At 68.5% G+C, this 13947-nt stretch carries 12 protein-coding genes; 6 read left to right on the top strand and 6 right to left on the bottom strand.

All coding sequences use genetic code 11. The annotated features are described in order from the left end of the window. Positions 1-5: 5 nt before the first annotated feature. Genes KHC19_RS17840 through KHC19_RS17825 form a run of 4 tightly spaced genes read right to left on the bottom strand, consistent with a single transcriptional unit; the run spans position 6 to position 4723 of the window. Positions 6-1001 carry an ABC transporter permease gene (locus tag KHC19_RS17840; protein WP_213353876.1) on the bottom strand — a complete coding sequence of 332 codons (996 nt, stop codon included), beginning with the start codon at positions 999-1001 and terminating at the stop codon, positions 6-8. After that, positions 994-2511, bottom strand: coding sequence for a sugar ABC transporter ATP-binding protein (locus tag KHC19_RS17835; protein WP_213353875.1), 1518 nt, complete (start codon positions 2509-2511; stop codon positions 994-996). The genes KHC19_RS17840 and KHC19_RS17835 overlap by 8 nt, the downstream gene beginning before the upstream one ends. Then, positions 2508-3668 carry a Gfo/Idh/MocA family protein gene (locus KHC19_RS17830; protein ID WP_213353874.1) on the bottom strand — a complete coding sequence of 387 codons (1161 nt, stop codon included), beginning with the start codon at positions 3666-3668 and terminating at the stop codon, positions 2508-2510. The genes KHC19_RS17835 and KHC19_RS17830 overlap by 4 nt, the downstream gene beginning before the upstream one ends. Next, positions 3665-4723 carry a sugar phosphate isomerase/epimerase family protein gene (locus KHC19_RS17825; protein ID WP_213353873.1) on the bottom strand — a complete coding sequence of 353 codons (1059 nt, stop codon included), beginning with the start codon at positions 4721-4723 and terminating at the stop codon, positions 3665-3667. The genes KHC19_RS17830 and KHC19_RS17825 overlap by 4 nt, the downstream gene beginning before the upstream one ends. 151 nt (positions 4724-4874) lie before the next feature. Between KHC19_RS17825 and KHC19_RS17820 the strand changes: the two genes are divergently transcribed. Further along, positions 4875-5870, top strand: a complete 996-nt coding sequence (locus KHC19_RS17820) for a LacI family DNA-binding transcriptional regulator (RefSeq protein ID WP_213353872.1) — start codon at positions 4875-4877, stop codon at positions 5868-5870. Between the two features lie 21 nt (positions 5871-5891). Here KHC19_RS17820 and KHC19_RS17815 read toward each other — a convergent pair whose 3' ends face one another. After that, positions 5892-7565, bottom strand: coding sequence for a B12-binding domain-containing radical SAM protein (locus KHC19_RS17815; protein ID WP_213353871.1), 1674 nt, complete (start codon positions 7563-7565; stop codon positions 5892-5894). A 113-nt stretch (positions 7566-7678) separates the two neighbouring features. Beyond that, positions 7679-8701, bottom strand: coding sequence for an LLM class flavin-dependent oxidoreductase (locus tag KHC19_RS17810; RefSeq protein ID WP_213353870.1), 1023 nt, complete (start codon positions 8699-8701; stop codon positions 7679-7681). A 177-nt stretch (positions 8702-8878) separates the two neighbouring features. Here KHC19_RS17810 and KHC19_RS17805 point away from each other — a divergent pair, with 177 nt between their 5' ends. The 5 genes from KHC19_RS17805 to KHC19_RS17785 all read left to right on the top strand — a co-directional run bounded on the left by KHC19_RS17805 (position 8879) and on the right by KHC19_RS17785 (position 13837). Then, positions 8879-9706, top strand: coding sequence for a FadR/GntR family transcriptional regulator (locus tag KHC19_RS17805; protein WP_213353869.1), 828 nt, complete (start codon positions 8879-8881; stop codon positions 9704-9706). Beyond that, positions 9684-10709: a DctP family TRAP transporter solute-binding subunit gene (locus KHC19_RS17800; RefSeq protein WP_213353868.1), complete on the top strand. Its 1026-nt coding sequence runs from the start codon at positions 9684-9686 to the stop codon at positions 10707-10709. The genes KHC19_RS17805 and KHC19_RS17800 overlap by 23 nt, the downstream gene beginning before the upstream one ends. Positions 10710-10774: 65 nt before the next feature. After that, positions 10775-11974 carry a mandelate racemase/muconate lactonizing enzyme family protein gene (locus tag KHC19_RS17795; RefSeq protein ID WP_213353866.1) on the top strand — a complete coding sequence of 400 codons (1200 nt, stop codon included), beginning with the start codon at positions 10775-10777 and terminating at the stop codon, positions 11972-11974. 11 nt (positions 11975-11985) lie between these two features. Continuing rightward, positions 11986-12756: an SDR family oxidoreductase gene (locus KHC19_RS17790; RefSeq protein WP_213353864.1), complete on the top strand. Its 771-nt coding sequence runs from the start codon at positions 11986-11988 to the stop codon at positions 12754-12756. 64 nt (positions 12757-12820) lie between these two features. Beyond that, a complete protein-coding gene (locus KHC19_RS17785) occupies positions 12821-13837 on the top strand; it encodes a TRAP transporter substrate-binding protein (RefSeq protein WP_213353862.1) in 1017 nt (338 codons plus the stop codon). The last annotated feature ends 110 nt before the right edge of the window (positions 13838-13947 follow it).

Genomic DNA, 13947 nt, shown 5'->3' with positions numbered 1-13947 from the left:
CGCTCTCAGGCGGCTGATTTTCCACGCTGCAACACCACAGCGAGCACGATGATCACCCCCTGGATCGCGCCATTCAGGTAAGGCGAGACCAGGTCGGCGAGATTGAGGATGTTGTCGATGAGGCTGAGAATGAGCACGCCGACCACCGTGCCCCAGACCCGGCCATAGCCGCCCTTGAGCGCGGTGCCGCCGATGATCACCGCGGCGATGGCCTCCAGCTCCCACAGCGTGCCGGTCGAGCCCGACGCCGAGCCGAGGCGCGGCACATACATGATGGTGGCGAGGCCGACGAGCAGGCCGAGCAGCACATAGGTGAGCAGCCGGATGCGCTCGACATTCACGGCCGAATAGAGCGCCACCTTGTCGTTGGAGCCGATGGCCTCGCAATAGCGCCCGAAGCGGGTGTGGCGCATGGCCACCTGCCCGGCGATGGCCACGAGAGCGAAGACGAGGATCGGCCAGGCGACGCCGAACAGGCCGGAATAATAGACCGGCCGGTAGAGCTGGCGCACCGCGAAGTCGAGGCTGATGGTGCCGCCATCGGCCAGCCACGTCACCAGCGAGCGGAAGATGCCCATGGTGCCGAGCGTGACGATGAAGGGCTCGATGCCGGCGCGGGTGACCAACAGGCCGTTGGTCAGCCCGGCCGCCAGCCCCACCGCCAGCGCGATCACCATGCCCGCCAGGATCAGCGGCACGCCGACCCCCATCGCCGGCAGCAGCGCGTTCATGGCGAGGATCATCACCCCGGCGATGAAGGCAGCCATCGAGCCGACCGAAAGGTCGAGCCCGCCGGAGGTGATGACGAAGGTCATGCCCACCGCGATCATGCCGATGAAGGCCGAGCGGGCCAGCACGTTGGTGACGTTGCCGGCGGAGAGGAAATTGTCGTTGAGGAAGGCGCCCAGCACCACCAGCAGGATCAGCGCCAGCAGCGGGCCGAGCGCCGAGAGGCCGGGCAGGCGCGGGCCGGCGGCGGGGCGGATGGCGGTATCAGACATGGGCGGCGCTTCCTGAGCTGTCCCCGGCGGTTCCCATCACCAGGCGCACCACGGCGGTCTCGGTGATGCGTTCCCCCGCGAGCTCCCCGGCAAGGCGGCCCTGGCGCATCACCAGCACCCGATCGGACAGGCCGAGGATCTCCGGCATATCGGAGGAGATGACGATGACGCTCCGGCCCTCGCGGGCCAGCGCGTCGATGAAGGCGTAGATCTGGCTCTTGGTGCCGACGTCGATGCCGCGCGTCGGCTCGTCGATGATGACGATCTCCGGGTCGGACAGCAGCGTCTTGGCGAGCAGCAGCTTCTGCTGATTGCCGCCCGAAAGGTTGCCGACCCGCAGGTCGCGGCGCGGCGCGCGGATGTCGAAATCGGCGATGGCCTTGCCCAGCGCCGCCTCCTCCCGCGCCGCCGAAAGGAACGGCGTGCCGAAGCGCGGCAGCGTCGAGAGGGTGAGGTTCTCGCGCAGGTTCTTGTCCAGCAGCAAGCCGCGTTCCTTGCGGTCCTCGGTGAGGTAGGCCATGCCGTGGGCGGCGGCCTCGCGCACCGTGCCGATGGCCACCGGCACGCCGTTGCGGCGGATCTCGCCATGGGCGGGACGCAGGCCGACCAGTCCCTCGGCGAGCTCGGTGCGGCCGGAGCCGACCAGGCCGGAAATGCCCAGCACCTCCCCGCGCCGCAGCGCGAACGACACGTCCTCGACCAGCGGCGGCACATGGAAGCCGCGCACCTCCAGCGCCACCTCGCCGGGGTGATGCCTCCGGGCGGGGTAGATGTCCTGCAGGTCGCGGCCGACCATGGCGGTGGCCATGCCGTCCTCGGTCAGCTCGCCGCGCCGCGCCCGCCGCACCACCGCGCCGTCGCGCAGCACGGTGACGCGGTCGGCGAGGCGGGTGACTTCCTCCAGCCGGTGCGAGGTGTAGAGCAGCGCGACGCCCTGCGCCTTCAGCCGCTCGATCTGGCGGAACAGCACCTCGACCTCGCGCGAGGTGAGCACGGCGGAGGGCTCGTCCATGATCAGCACCCGCGCCTTGCGCGAGAGGGCCTTGGCGATCTCCACCATCTGCCGGTCGGACACCGGCAGGTCGCGGATGCGGGCCTCGGGCGAGATGGCGCTGTCGAGCTCGTCGAGCAGCGCCTGCGTGCCGGCCCGCATGGCGCGATGATCGAGGAACACGCGCCCGAGCTCGCGGCCGAGCCAGATATTCTCGCTGACGGTGAGGTCGGGGGCGAGGTTGAACTCCTGGTGGATCACCACCACGCCCGCCGCCTCCGCCTCGGCGCCGCTGCGATAGGAGGCCGGGCGGCCGTCGAGCCGAATGTCGCCGGCGCTGGGGGCGATGAAGCCGCCGAGGATCTTCATGATCGTCGACTTGCCGGCGCCGTTCTCGCCGATCAGCGCATGCACTTCGCCGGCGTGGAGCGCGAAATCGACGCCGTGCAGGATCTCGATCGGCCCGAAGCTCTTGCGGACCCCGACGAGTTCCAGCACCGGCGCCGTGGCGGCGGTCATAGCGTCACCCAGGCGGCATTGCGCGTGGAGGAGCGCACGCAGGCATCGACGAAGCGCATGCCGGCAAGGCCGTCGGCCAGCGTCGGATAGAGCGTGCCGGCCGGCGGCGCGGCGCCGGTGCGAAAAGCGCGGATGGCCCGCGCCGCCTCGGCATAGATGTTGGCGAAGGCTTCGAGATAGCCCTCCGGGTGCCCCGGCGGGATGCGCGACATCCGGGCCGCCTCCGGCCCGGCGCCGACGCCGTTGCGGGTGATCAGCCGCTTTTCCGCGCCATAGGGGGTGAACCACAGCCGGTTCGGGTCCTCCTGCGCCCAGTCGAGCCCGCCCTTCTCGCCATAGACGCGCAGGCGCAGGCCGTTCTCGTTGCCCGGCGCCACCTGGCTCGCCCACAGCATGCCCTTGGCACCGCCGTGGAAACGCAGCAGCACATGGGCATTGTCGTCGAGCGGCCGGCCGGGCACGAAGCTGGAGAGGTCGGCGGCAAGCGCCTGCGGCGTCAGGCCGGAGACGAAACAGGCGAGGTTATAGGCGTGGGTGCCGATGTCGCCGGTCGCCCCGCCCGCCCCGGATCGCTCGGGGTCGGTGCGCCATTCCGCCTGCTTGGAGCCGGACTTCTCGGCGGCCTGCGTCAGCCAGTCCTGCACATATTCCACCTGCACGAGGCGGATGCGGCCGAGATCGCTCGCCCCCACCATCGCGCGGGCCTGACGCACCATCGGATAGCCGGTGTAGTTGTGGGTGAGGATGAACAGCGCACCCGACTTCTCGGCCGCCGCCGCGAGCTTGCGGGCCTCCGCCAGAGTCGCGGTCAGCGGCTTGTCGCAGATGACGTGGATGCCGCGCTTCAGGAATTCGATCGCCGGGGCGGCATGCATGTGATTGGGCGTGACGATGGCCACCGCCTCGATGCCGTCCTTGCGGCGCGCCTCGCCCTTCGCCATGGCGGCGAAGTCGTCATAGGAGCGGGCGAGGCCGAGGGCTTCCGCCGAGGCGCGCGCCTTCTCCGGCGTCGAGGACAAGGCGCCGGCCACCAGCTGGAACTCGCCGTCCAGCCGGGCGGCGATACGGTGCACAGCGCCGATGAAGGCGCCGGTGCCGCCGCCGACCATGCCGAGGCGGATGGGAGCATGGGTCGAGGAAGCGGAGCCGGCGATCATCGGTCGAGCCCCAGCAGACGGCGATTGGCGGCGCGGTCGGTGCCGGCGGCGGCGAAATCGTCGAAGGCGCGCTCGGTGACGCGGATGATGTGGCTCTTCACGAAGGCCGCGCCCTCGCGGGCGCCGTCCTCGGGATGCTTCAGGCAGCATTCCCACTCCACCACCGCCCAGCCGGCGAAATCCATCGCCGCCAGCTTGGAGAAGATGGCGCCGAAATCCACCTGCCCGTCGCCGAGGCTGCGGAAGCGGCCAGCGCGCTTCAGCCAGGGCTGGTAGCCGCCATAGACGCCCTTGCGGCCGGTCGGATTGAACTCCGCGTCCTTGACGTGGAACATGCCGATCCGCTCGGCATAGATGTCGAGATGGTCGAGATAATCGAGCTGCTGCAACACGTAGTGCGAGGGGTCGTACAGCATCTTGGCGCGGGGATGGTTGCCGACCCGCTCCAGGAACATCTCGAACGTGTCGCCGTCGTGCAGGTCCTCGCCGGGATGGATCTCGAAGCAGATGTCGATCCCGCATGCGTCGGCATGGTCGAGCAGCGGGCGCCAGCGGCGCGCCAATTCGTCGAACGCCTCCTCGATCAGCCCGGCCGGGCGCTGCGGCCAGGGATAGACATAGGGCCAGGCAAGCGCACCCGAGAAGCTGACCATCGCCGTCAGCCCCAGATGCTTCGAGGCGGTGAGCGCCTTCTTCATCTGATCGACCGCCCATTCCTGCCGCGCCGCCGGATTGCCGTGCACCGCCGCCGGGGCGAAGGCGTCGAACATCGCGTCATAGGCGGGATGCACCGCCACCAGCTGGCCCTGCAGATGGGTGGAGAGCTCGGTGACGGTGACGCCGTTGGCCGCGCCGCGCCCCGCCCATTCCGCGCACCAGTCGCGCGAGGAGGCGGCGAGGTCGAGATCGAGGATGCGGGAATCGTTGGTGGGAACCTGCACGCCTTCATAGCCGCAGCCGGCCGCCCAGCGCGTGATCGGCTCCCAGCCGTTGAACGGCGAGTCGGCACCGATGAACTGGGCCAGGAACAGGCCCGGCCCCTTGATCGTACGCATGTTTCCTCCCAGCCCCGTTTGGAGCCACCGCTTGTTCTTGTAATCGGTTGCAAACAGCGTAGCGGAGTTATGTAATCGATTTCAAGAGGGGTGCCGCTGCGGAATATCGTCAGGCTTGCCGAGCCGGCCGCGCGGCGTCTATGGAGAGGCAATGCAGCACCAGCGACCCAAGATCGTGGATGTGGCGCGGCTCGCCGGCGTTTCCACCGCCACGGTGAGCCGCGTGCTCTCCAACCCGCAGATCGTCAATGCCGAGACCCGCCGGCTCGTCGAGGAGGCGATCCGCCAGACCGGCTACCGCCTCAACCATGCCGCCCGCAATCTGCGCCATCAGCGCACCGGCGGCGTGGTCGCGCTGGTGCCGAACCTCTCCAACCCGTTCTTCTCGCAGATCCTCGCCGGCATGGCCGCGGTGCTGGCGCCCGCCGGCTACAACCTCCTCGTTGCCGACACCCGCACGGAAGGCCGCGCCTCCATCCTGCGCTATGCCGAGCCGAGCCGGGCGGACGGGCTGATCGTGCTCGACGGCTCGCTGCCGGCCGACGGGCTGGCGCGCCGGGTGCCGGTGGTGCTGGCCTGCGAATGGATTCCCGGCTTTGCCGCCCCGCGCGTCAAGATCGACAACCGGCAGGCCGCCCAGCTGGCGGTGGAGCACCTCATCGGGCACGGGCACCGGCATATCGCCCATGTCGCCGGCCCGCCGGGCAACGTGCTGACCGATGCGCGGCTGGCCGGCACCGAACAGGCGCTGAAGGCGCATGGCCTGCCGGCGCCGCATATTTTCCCCGGCGATTTCACCCTCGCCTCCGGGCGCCGGGCCGGCGAGGCGTGGCTGGCCCTGCCGGCCGACGAGCGCCCGACCGCCGTGTTTCTCGCCAGCGACGAGATGGCCTGCGGCTTCATCGGCGAGGTGCAGCACAACGGCATGGTGGTGCCGCGCGACGTCTCCGTCATGGGCTTCGACGACATCGAGCTGGTGTCGCACATGACCCCTGCCCTCTCCACCATCCGCCAGCCGCGCGAGGCGATCGGCCGCCAGGCCGCCCAGCGCCTGCTCGACAGGATCGGCGGCGACGACGGCTCGGCGGACACCATCCTGCCGGTCGAACTGGTGCTGCGGGGGAGCACGGCGGCGCCGCGCCGATAACCGGCGCGGCCTTCCCGCGCTTCAGGCGCCGGCCGCCTGCAGGCCGAAGGAGGCGAGCGCCGGCTCCGGCTCCGCTTCCGCCGGCATGAGGCCGGGCTCGCGCCAGGCTCCCTTCTCCATGTCGGCGATGCGCGCGTCGAGCTCGGCGATGACATGGCGCGAGAACGGATACAGGTGCAGATACAGCACCATGTTCATCATCGCCGCCTCCAGCGCCTCGGGGTTGTGGCGGGCGCAGTGGATGAAGGTCTTCCAGAAGTGCCAGGCGATGTCCGGGCGCTGGCAGGTCATCCGCCAGCAGGCCCGGGCGAGCAGCTTCAGCTCCCCCTTGACGATCTCCGGCGAGCGCACGCCGAAGGAACGCCGCTTCAGCTTGCGGGTCATGACACGCGTCCGCTCGAAGAAGGCCTTCGGCGCGTAGATCTCCTCGATCACCCGCCGATAGTCCCTCAATATCTCCGTGCGCGGGCGCAGCGTGACGAAGTTGAGCCCGCCGGTGCACTGGTCGCCCGCTTCGGCCGGCGCGACGTTGTAATCCTCGAACAGCCGCCCCTCGCGCCGCAGGCGCCGCATCAGTTGTGTATTCGGCAAGGCGTGCAGCAGGCCGACCATGGCGACGGGGATATGGCTGTCCTCGATGCAGGCCGCCATCGGCGTCGCCATGTCGCCGCGCTCGGTGTCGAAGCCGACGATGAAGCCGGCGGTGACATAGATGCCCGCCTCATAGATGCGCTCGACGCTGGCGGCGATGCTCCGTCGCGTGTTCTGCTTCTTCTGCATCGCCACCAGCGTGTCCTCGTCGGGACTTTCGATGCCGGTGAAGATCACGAAGAAGTTCGCCGCGGTCATCATCGCCAGCAGCTCGGCATCGTCAGCCAGGTTGAGCGAGGCCTCGGTGGAGAACTGGAACGGATAGCCGTGGCGCTGCTGCCAGCGCGTCAGCTCCGGCAGGAATTTCTTGATGGCTTTCTTGTTGCCGATGAGGTTGTCGTCGACGAAATCGACATGCCCGCGATAGCCCAGCTCCACCAGACGGTCGAGCTCCGCCAGCATCTGCTCGTTGGTCTTGGTGCGGGGCACCCGGCCGTAAAGCTCGATGATGTCGCAGAACTCGCAGGTGAACGGACAGCCGCGCGAGAACTGCACGCCGACATAGAGGTAGTTCTTGAAGTCGATCAGGTCGAAGCGCGGGATCGGGCTTTCCGCCACATTGGCCTTGAACTTCTCGGCATCGAAGCGGCCGCTGCGCGCGCCCTGCTCCCAGGCCTCGACGAAGCGGTCGATGATGCCCTCGGCCTCGCCCAGCACCAGGAAGTCCGCCTGTTCGTAGACCGCCGGGTTGGAGGTCGGGTCCGGCCCGCCGAGGCAGACCGGGCGGCCGAGCCCACGGCAGCGCCCGATGATGGCGAGGGTGTCGTTCTGCTGCGGCAGCATGCCGCCGGTGAGCACGAGGTCCGCCCACAGGATCTCCTCGTCGGCGAGCTCCTGCGCGTTGCGATCGACGAGGCGCAGGTCCCAATGCGCGGGCAGCAGGGCGGCGAGCGTCATCAGCCCGAGCGGCGGGGCGACGCAGCGCGCGCCATACATCTCGTAGGCCGGCCTGAAGTTCCAGAACGAATTGGGGTTGAAGCGCGGAAAGACGAGCAGCACCCGGGGATGCAAGCGAGCCGTTGGCGCCACGTCTTGTTCGTGCATCCGGTACTCTCCCGATGGCAAACACGGACCTTTCGCCACCCGCGACCCGCACGGGCTTCAGCGCCAGCTTAGCAGAGCTTTCCCCTTCCTCTATGAAAAAGGACCGTCGGCTCTCAGCGCCAGCCGAGGGCCGGCGCCACATGCGTCAGGATCGCCTCGATGACATGGGCGTTGTAGGCGACGCCGAGCTGGTTCGGCACGGTGAGCAGCAGCGTGTCCGCCTCGGCGATGGCCTCGTCCTGACGGAGCTGCTCGACGAGCGCGTCCGGCTCGGCGGCATAGGAGCGGCCGAAGATCGCCCGCGTCTTTTCGTCGATGAAGCCGATCGAATCCGCCTCCTGGCCGGAGCGACCGAAATAGATGCGGTCCTCGTCGCTCACCAGCGCGAAGATGCTGCGGCTGACCGAGACGCGCGGCGCGCGCGCATGGCCCGCCTCCTTCCATGCCGCCCGGTAGGCGCGGATCTGCGCCGCCTGCTGCACGTGGAAGGGCTCGCCGGTCTCGTCGTCCTTGAGGGTGGAGCTTTGCAGGTTCATGCCGAGCTTCGCCGCCCATATGGCGGTGGCGTTGGAGCTGGCGCCCCACCAGATGCGCTCGCGCAGCCCCTCGGAATGCGGCTCCAGCCGCAGCAGGCCGGGCGGATTGGGAAACATCGGCCGCGGGTTGGGCTCGGCGAAGCCCTCGCCCTTCAGCACCTCGAGAAAGGCTTCCGCATGGCGCCGCCCCATATCGGCGTCGCTCTGCCCGTCGGCCGGCGCGTAGCCGAAATAGCGCCAGCCGTCGATCACCTGCTCGGGCGAGCCGCGGCTGATGCCGAGCTGCAGCCTTCCGCCGGCGATCAGGTCCGCCGCGCCGGCATCCTCGGCCATGTACATCGGGTTTTCGTAGCGCATGTCGATGACGGCGGTGCCGATCTCGATCCGCTTCGTCCGCGCCCCCACCGCCGCCAGCAGCGGGAACGGCGAGGCCAGTTGGCGCGCGAAATGGTGCACCCGGAAATAGGCGCCGTCGGCACCCAGTTCCTCGGCGGCGACCGCCAGCTCGATGGATTGCAGCAGCGTGTCCCCGGCCGAGCGGGTCTGCGAGTGAACCGAGGGCGTCCAATGCCCGAACGACAGGAAACCGATCTTCTTCACGACACATCCGCCACGCTGATGAAGGAGGCCTCAAGCTAGGCACTCGCACCGGCAAACGCACGCCCGAACCCGGCTCACCGCTGCAATGCCGTCCGGGCAGATCCGCAAGCCGCCCGGCTGTGTGCCAGGCGGAAAACCGGCTTTGACTCTTCAAACATCATACGTATGATGTTTGCCATGACGCTCTACCATGACACGCTCGCCCGCCTGGGCAAGGACATCTGCGCCGGGGTCTATCGCCCCGGACAGGTGATTCCGGCCGAGCCGGTGCTGGGCGAGCAGCTCGGCGTCAGCCGCATCGTGTTGCGCGAGGCGATCAAGGGGCTGGCCTCCAAGGGCATGGTCGAGGTGCGCCGCCGCACCGGCACCGTGGTGCTGGAGCAGGGCCGCTGGAGCCTGCTCGACCCGGAAGTCATGATCTGGCGCGCCGACGTCACCGGCGTCGACCTGACGCTCGGCACCGACATCATGGAACTGCGCCGCATCGTCGAGCCGGCCGCCGCCCGGCTGGCCGCGGAGCGGGCGAGCGCCGAGGAAGTCGCCGCCATCCGTGCCGCCTACGAGGTCATGGCGGCGGCGGTCGCCGGCGAGGGCGACTATGCGACGGCCGATGTCGCGTTCCACCACTCCATCATCCGCGCCTGCGCGAACCCGTTCGTCACCCAGCTGCAGAGCGTGATGTCGACGGTGCTGCACATCTGCTTCGAGCGCGTGGCCGCCTTGCCGGGCGGCCGGGTGCGTTCGCTGCCGCTGCACCGCCATGTGTGCGAGGCGATCGAGCAGCGCCGCCCCTCCGACGCGGAGAGGGCGGTGATCGTGCTGCTCGACGACGCTCAGCGCGACCTGCGCGCCGTGCTCCGGGACGGCAGCCAGAAATTCCCGTCCCCCAAACTGCCTGATGCGACGGACGCCTTTGCGTCCGCGCAACGAGCCGCCCAAGAGCTCGGCCAGGAAACCCAAAAAGATCATGTGGAGAAACGCCATGGCAAACTGTTCTCGCCGTAGCCTCGCTGCGGCCCTCGCCGCTTTCACCCTGCTTTCCGCCGTCGCCGCCGCCCCCGGCAACGCCCAGGACGTGAAGAGCACCCGTCTCGGCCATTCCTTCGCCGACAGCCATCCGCGCGCCGAGGCGATGAAATTCTTCGCCGCCGAGGTGGAGAAGCGCACCGACGGCAAGATCAAGGTCGCGGTGTTCGGCAATGCCGTGCTGGGCTCGGAAGAGAAGATGCTGATCGCCGCCCAGTCGGGCACGATCGATTTCTACATGGGGGCGCTGTCGCCGCTCGCCGCCCGCCAGAAGAAGCTGCAGATCTTCGACTTCCCGTTCCTGTTCGCCACCGATGCGGAAGCCGCCGCGGTGCTGGACGGCCCGATGGGCCGCCAGCTTCTCGACGACCTCGCGCCGCTGAACCTGCACGGCCTCGTCTGGTCGGGCGGCGCATTTCGCAACATGTCGAACAGCCGCCGCCCGCTGAACGCCCTCGCCGACATGAAGGGCCTCAAGGTGCGGGTGATGCAGAGCCCGATGGCGCTGGCGAGCTTCAACGCCATGGGTATGAACGCGGTGCCGATGGCCTTCACCGAGGTCTACACCGCGCTGGAGACCGGCGCGCTCGACGGCTATGAGCATCCCGTCGTCGATATGTACGCCAACAAGATGTACGAGGTGCAGAAGTACCTCACCATCACCAACCATGTGTACACGCCGGTGGTGCTGGTCACGTCCGCCAGGTTCTGGAACAGCCTGACGCCGGAGCAGCGCACCGCCGTCGAGAAGGCCGCCGAGGAGACCCGCACCTTCCAGCGCGCCGCCGAGCTGCGTCAGGCGGGGCAGGCCATCGACGAGCTCAAGAGCAGCGGCATGCAGATGACCGAAATGCCGCCGGCCGAGCTCGACAAGATCCGCGTCGCCATCCAGCCGGTGCTCGACAAGAACACCGACACGATCGGCCGCGACTTCGTCGAGGCGTTCAACGCCGACATCCGCAAGTTCCGCCAGCCCAATTGAAGCTCGGCAGGTGCGTGCCGGCCGGATCCCGGCCGGCGGCACCGCCATGAAACCTTGTGCACGCCATGAAAATCACCGCCATCGAGACCATCCGCGTCGCGGAATTCGCCAATCTGCTCTGGGTCCACGTCCATACCGACGAGGGCATCATCGGCCTGGGCGAGACCTTCTACGGCGCCGGCGCCGTCGAGGCGCACATCCACGACACGCTGGCCGGGCGCCTGCTCGGCCGCGACCCGCTGCGCATCGAGGCGCTGAACCGCGAGATGGTGAACCTGCCGCTGGCGCAGGCCTCCACCGGTGTGGAATACCGCGCCGCCTCGGCCATCGACTTCGCGCTGTGGGACATTTTCGGCAAGCTGTGCAACCAGCCGGTCCACCAGATGCTCGGCGGCCTCGCCCATGACAAGCTGAGGCTCTACAACACCTGCGCCGGCTACAAATATGTCCGCTCGATGAGCATCAAGCCGGTCTCGACCTGGGGCATCGGCGAGAGCGAGGGCCCCTACGAGGACCTCGACGCCTTCATGAACCGTGCCGACGAGCTGGCGATGAGCCTGCTCGACGAGGGCATCACCGCCATGAAGATCTGGCCGTTCGATCCCGCGGCCATCGAGACCGGCGGCAACCACATCAGCGCCGAGCAGATGAAGGCGGCCATCCAGCCTTTCGAGAAGATCCGCAAGGCGGTGGGCGACAAGATGGAGATCATGGTGGAGTTCCACTCGCTGTGGAACCTGCCGACCGCCAAGAAGATCGCCCGTGCGCTCGAGCCCTACGCGCCGACCTGGTACGAGGACCCGATCCGCATGAACTCGCCGCAGGCGCTGGCGGAATATGCCCGCTCCACCGATGTGTGGGTCTGCGCCAGCGAGACGCTGGGCTCGCGCTTCGCCTATCAGGACTTCCTCAATGTCGACGCCGCCGGCGTGGTGATGGTCGACCTGTGCTGGACCGGCGGCCTCACGGAAGGCCGCAAGATCGCCGCCCAGGCCGACACCTATCACCGCCCCTTCGCGCCGCATGACTGCACCGGCCCGGTCGCCTTCGTCGCGGCGATCCATTGCTCGTTCAGCCAGCCCAACACGCTGATCCAGGAATCGGTGCGGGCCTTCTATCGCGGCTGGTACAACGAGCTCGTCACCGCCATGCCGCGCATCGAGAACGGCTACGCCTATCCGATGGAAGGCCCCGGCCTCGGCCTCGAGCTCAAGCCCGAGGTCTTCGAGCGCGACGATCTCACCATCCGCCGCAGCGCCCTCTGAGGGAAATCACCATGTCGCTCGAACTCTTCTCCCTCGCCGGCAAGACTGCCCTCGTCACCGGCTCCGCCCGCGGCCTCGGCTTCGCCATTGCGCGCGGGCTCGGCAAGGCCGGCGCGCGCATCATCCTCAACGGCACCGATGCCGGGCGCACCGCGGCCGCCGCCGAGACCCTGGTCGCCGAAGGGCTGGACGCCAGCCCCCTCGCCTTCAACGTCGTCGACGATGCCGCGGTGCTGGCGGCGTTCGCCGCGCTCGACGCCGAGGGGCGCACGGTCGACATCCTCGTGAACAATGCCGGCATCCAGTTCCGCAAGCCGATGCTGGAGCTCGACCCGGCCGACTGGCGGCGCGTGGTGGACACCAACCTCACCAGCGCCTTCCTGATCGGCCGCGAGGCCGCCCGGCGCATGATCGCCCGCGGCACCGGCGGCAAGATCATCAATATCGGCTCGCTGATGAGCGAAGTCGCCCGTCCGACGGTGGCGCCCTATACGGCGGCCAAGGGAGGGATCAAACTGCTCACCCGCAGCATGGCCTCCGAATGGGCCGAGCATGGCATCCAGTCCAATGCCATCGGGCCCGGCTACATGGCCACCGACATGAACGAGGCGCTGATGAACGATCCCAAGTTCGACAGCTTCGTGAAGGGGCGCACGCCCACGCGGCGCTGGGGGCGGCCGGACGAACTCGTCGGCGCGGCGGTGTTCCTCGCCTCCTCCGCCTCCGACTATGTGAACGGCCAGATCATCTATGTCGACGGAGGCATGCTGGCCGTCCTGTGATCCCCCCGCGGCGTCCGCCGCGGGACACCAAGAAGAAACACCAGTCTTCCCAAGGAGAAACCCTATGAAACTCGCTCTTGGAATGCGCGTCGCCCATGTCGCCCTGCTGGCGGCCGCCGCGTTGTTTGCCGCCGGTCCCGCCTCGGCCGAGATCAAGGCCAAGGTCGGCCACGCCATGCCGGATTCGCATCCGCAGGCGGCGGCGATGACCAAGTTCGCCGAGCTGGTCGGCACCTACACCAACGGCAATGTGAAGGTGCAGACCTATCACGGCGCCCTGCTCGGCTCGGACGAGAAGCAGCTGCAGGCGGTGCAGGCCGGCACGCAGGAATTCTACATCGGCACGCTGGCGCCGCTGTCGACCCGCGTGAAGGAAGTGCAGGTATGGGACCTGCCCTTCATGTTCCAGAACACCAAGGAGGTCTATGCGGTCCTCGACGGCCCGTCCTCCAAGAAGATCTTCGAGAAGATCGAGCCGACCGGCCTCGTCGGCCTCACCTGGAGCGGCATGGGCTTCCGCAACCTGTCGAACAGCCGGCATCCGGTGACCAAGCTCGACGACATCTCCGGGCTCAAGCTGCGCGTGATGGCCAACCCCGTCGCGCTCGACACCTGGAAGACCATCGGCGCCAACGCGACGCCGATGCCGTTCTCCGAGGTGTTCCCGGCGCTGGAGGTGAAGGCCATCGACGGCCAGGAGAACCCGCTGCTGCACATGTACGCCAACAAGATGCAGGAAGTGCAGAAGTACATCTCGCTGACCAACCACGTCTATACGCCGGTGGCGCTGGTGGCCTCGAAGAAGTTCTGGGACAAGCTGACCCCGGCCGACCAGGACGGCATCCGCAAGGCGGCGGTCGAGGCGGGCCTGCTGCAGCGCCAGCTGCTCGACGCGGGTGACCGCGAGGTCATCGGCAAGTTCAAGGAAGCCGGCGTCGAGGTCGACGAGGTGCCCGCCGACCAACTGGCCCGCATCCAGGAGCAGGTGAAGCCGGTGGTCGCCAAGTTCAAGGGCCAGATCGGCGACGAGTTCGTCGACGGCTTCTATGCCGAGATCGCCAAGGTGCGCGGCGGCAACTGACGGTGCCGCGACGGGCGTCCCGGCCGGGCGCCCGTCGCAGTCCCTTTCCCGATCCCATGAGCGGCGGCGCGGTGCCGAGGGCATGGCGCTCGCCCCGCGCCGGCGCGTAT

This window comes from Ancylobacter oerskovii (genome assembly GCF_018390555.1).
Taxonomy (GTDB): Bacteria; Pseudomonadota; Alphaproteobacteria; order Rhizobiales; family Xanthobacteraceae; genus Ancylobacter; species Ancylobacter oerskovii.
The sequence above is the reverse complement of the archived record's forward strand: the minus strand, read 5'-3'. Positions and strand labels throughout refer to the sequence as shown.

Bases quoted from the DNA above. Each gene is read 5' to 3' on its own strand.
- KHC19_RS17835 (WP_213353875.1), bottom strand. From the start codon at position 2,511: ATGACCGCCGCCACGGCGCCGGTGCTGGAACTCGTCGGGGTCCGCAAG.
- KHC19_RS17795 (WP_213353866.1), top strand. From the start codon at position 10,775: ATGAAAATCACCGCCATCGAGACCATCCGCGTCGCGGAATTCGCCAAT.
- KHC19_RS17785 (WP_213353862.1), top strand. From the start codon at position 12,821: ATGAAACTCGCTCTTGGAATGCGCGTCGCCCATGTCGCCCTGCTGGCG.
- KHC19_RS17800 (WP_213353868.1), top strand. From the start codon at position 9,684: ATGGCAAACTGTTCTCGCCGTAGCCTCGCTGCGGCCCTCGCCGCTTTC.
- KHC19_RS17830 (WP_213353874.1), bottom strand. From the start codon at position 3,668: ATGATCGCCGGCTCCGCTTCCTCGACCCATGCTCCCATCCGCCTCGGC.
- KHC19_RS17790 (WP_213353864.1), top strand. From the start codon at position 11,986: ATGTCGCTCGAACTCTTCTCCCTCGCCGGCAAGACTGCCCTCGTCACC.
- KHC19_RS17840 (WP_213353876.1), bottom strand. From the start codon at position 1,001: ATGTCTGATACCGCCATCCGCCCCGCCGCCGGCCCGCGCCTGCCCGGC.
- KHC19_RS17825 (WP_213353873.1), bottom strand. From the start codon at position 4,723: ATGCGTACGATCAAGGGGCCGGGCCTGTTCCTGGCCCAGTTCATCGGT.
- KHC19_RS17820 (WP_213353872.1), top strand. From the start codon at position 4,875: ATGCAGCACCAGCGACCCAAGATCGTGGATGTGGCGCGGCTCGCCGGC.
- KHC19_RS17805 (WP_213353869.1), top strand. From the start codon at position 8,879: ATGACGCTCTACCATGACACGCTCGCCCGCCTGGGCAAGGACATCTGC.
- KHC19_RS17815 (WP_213353871.1), bottom strand. From the start codon at position 7,565: ATGCACGAACAAGACGTGGCGCCAACGGCTCGCTTGCATCCCCGGGTG.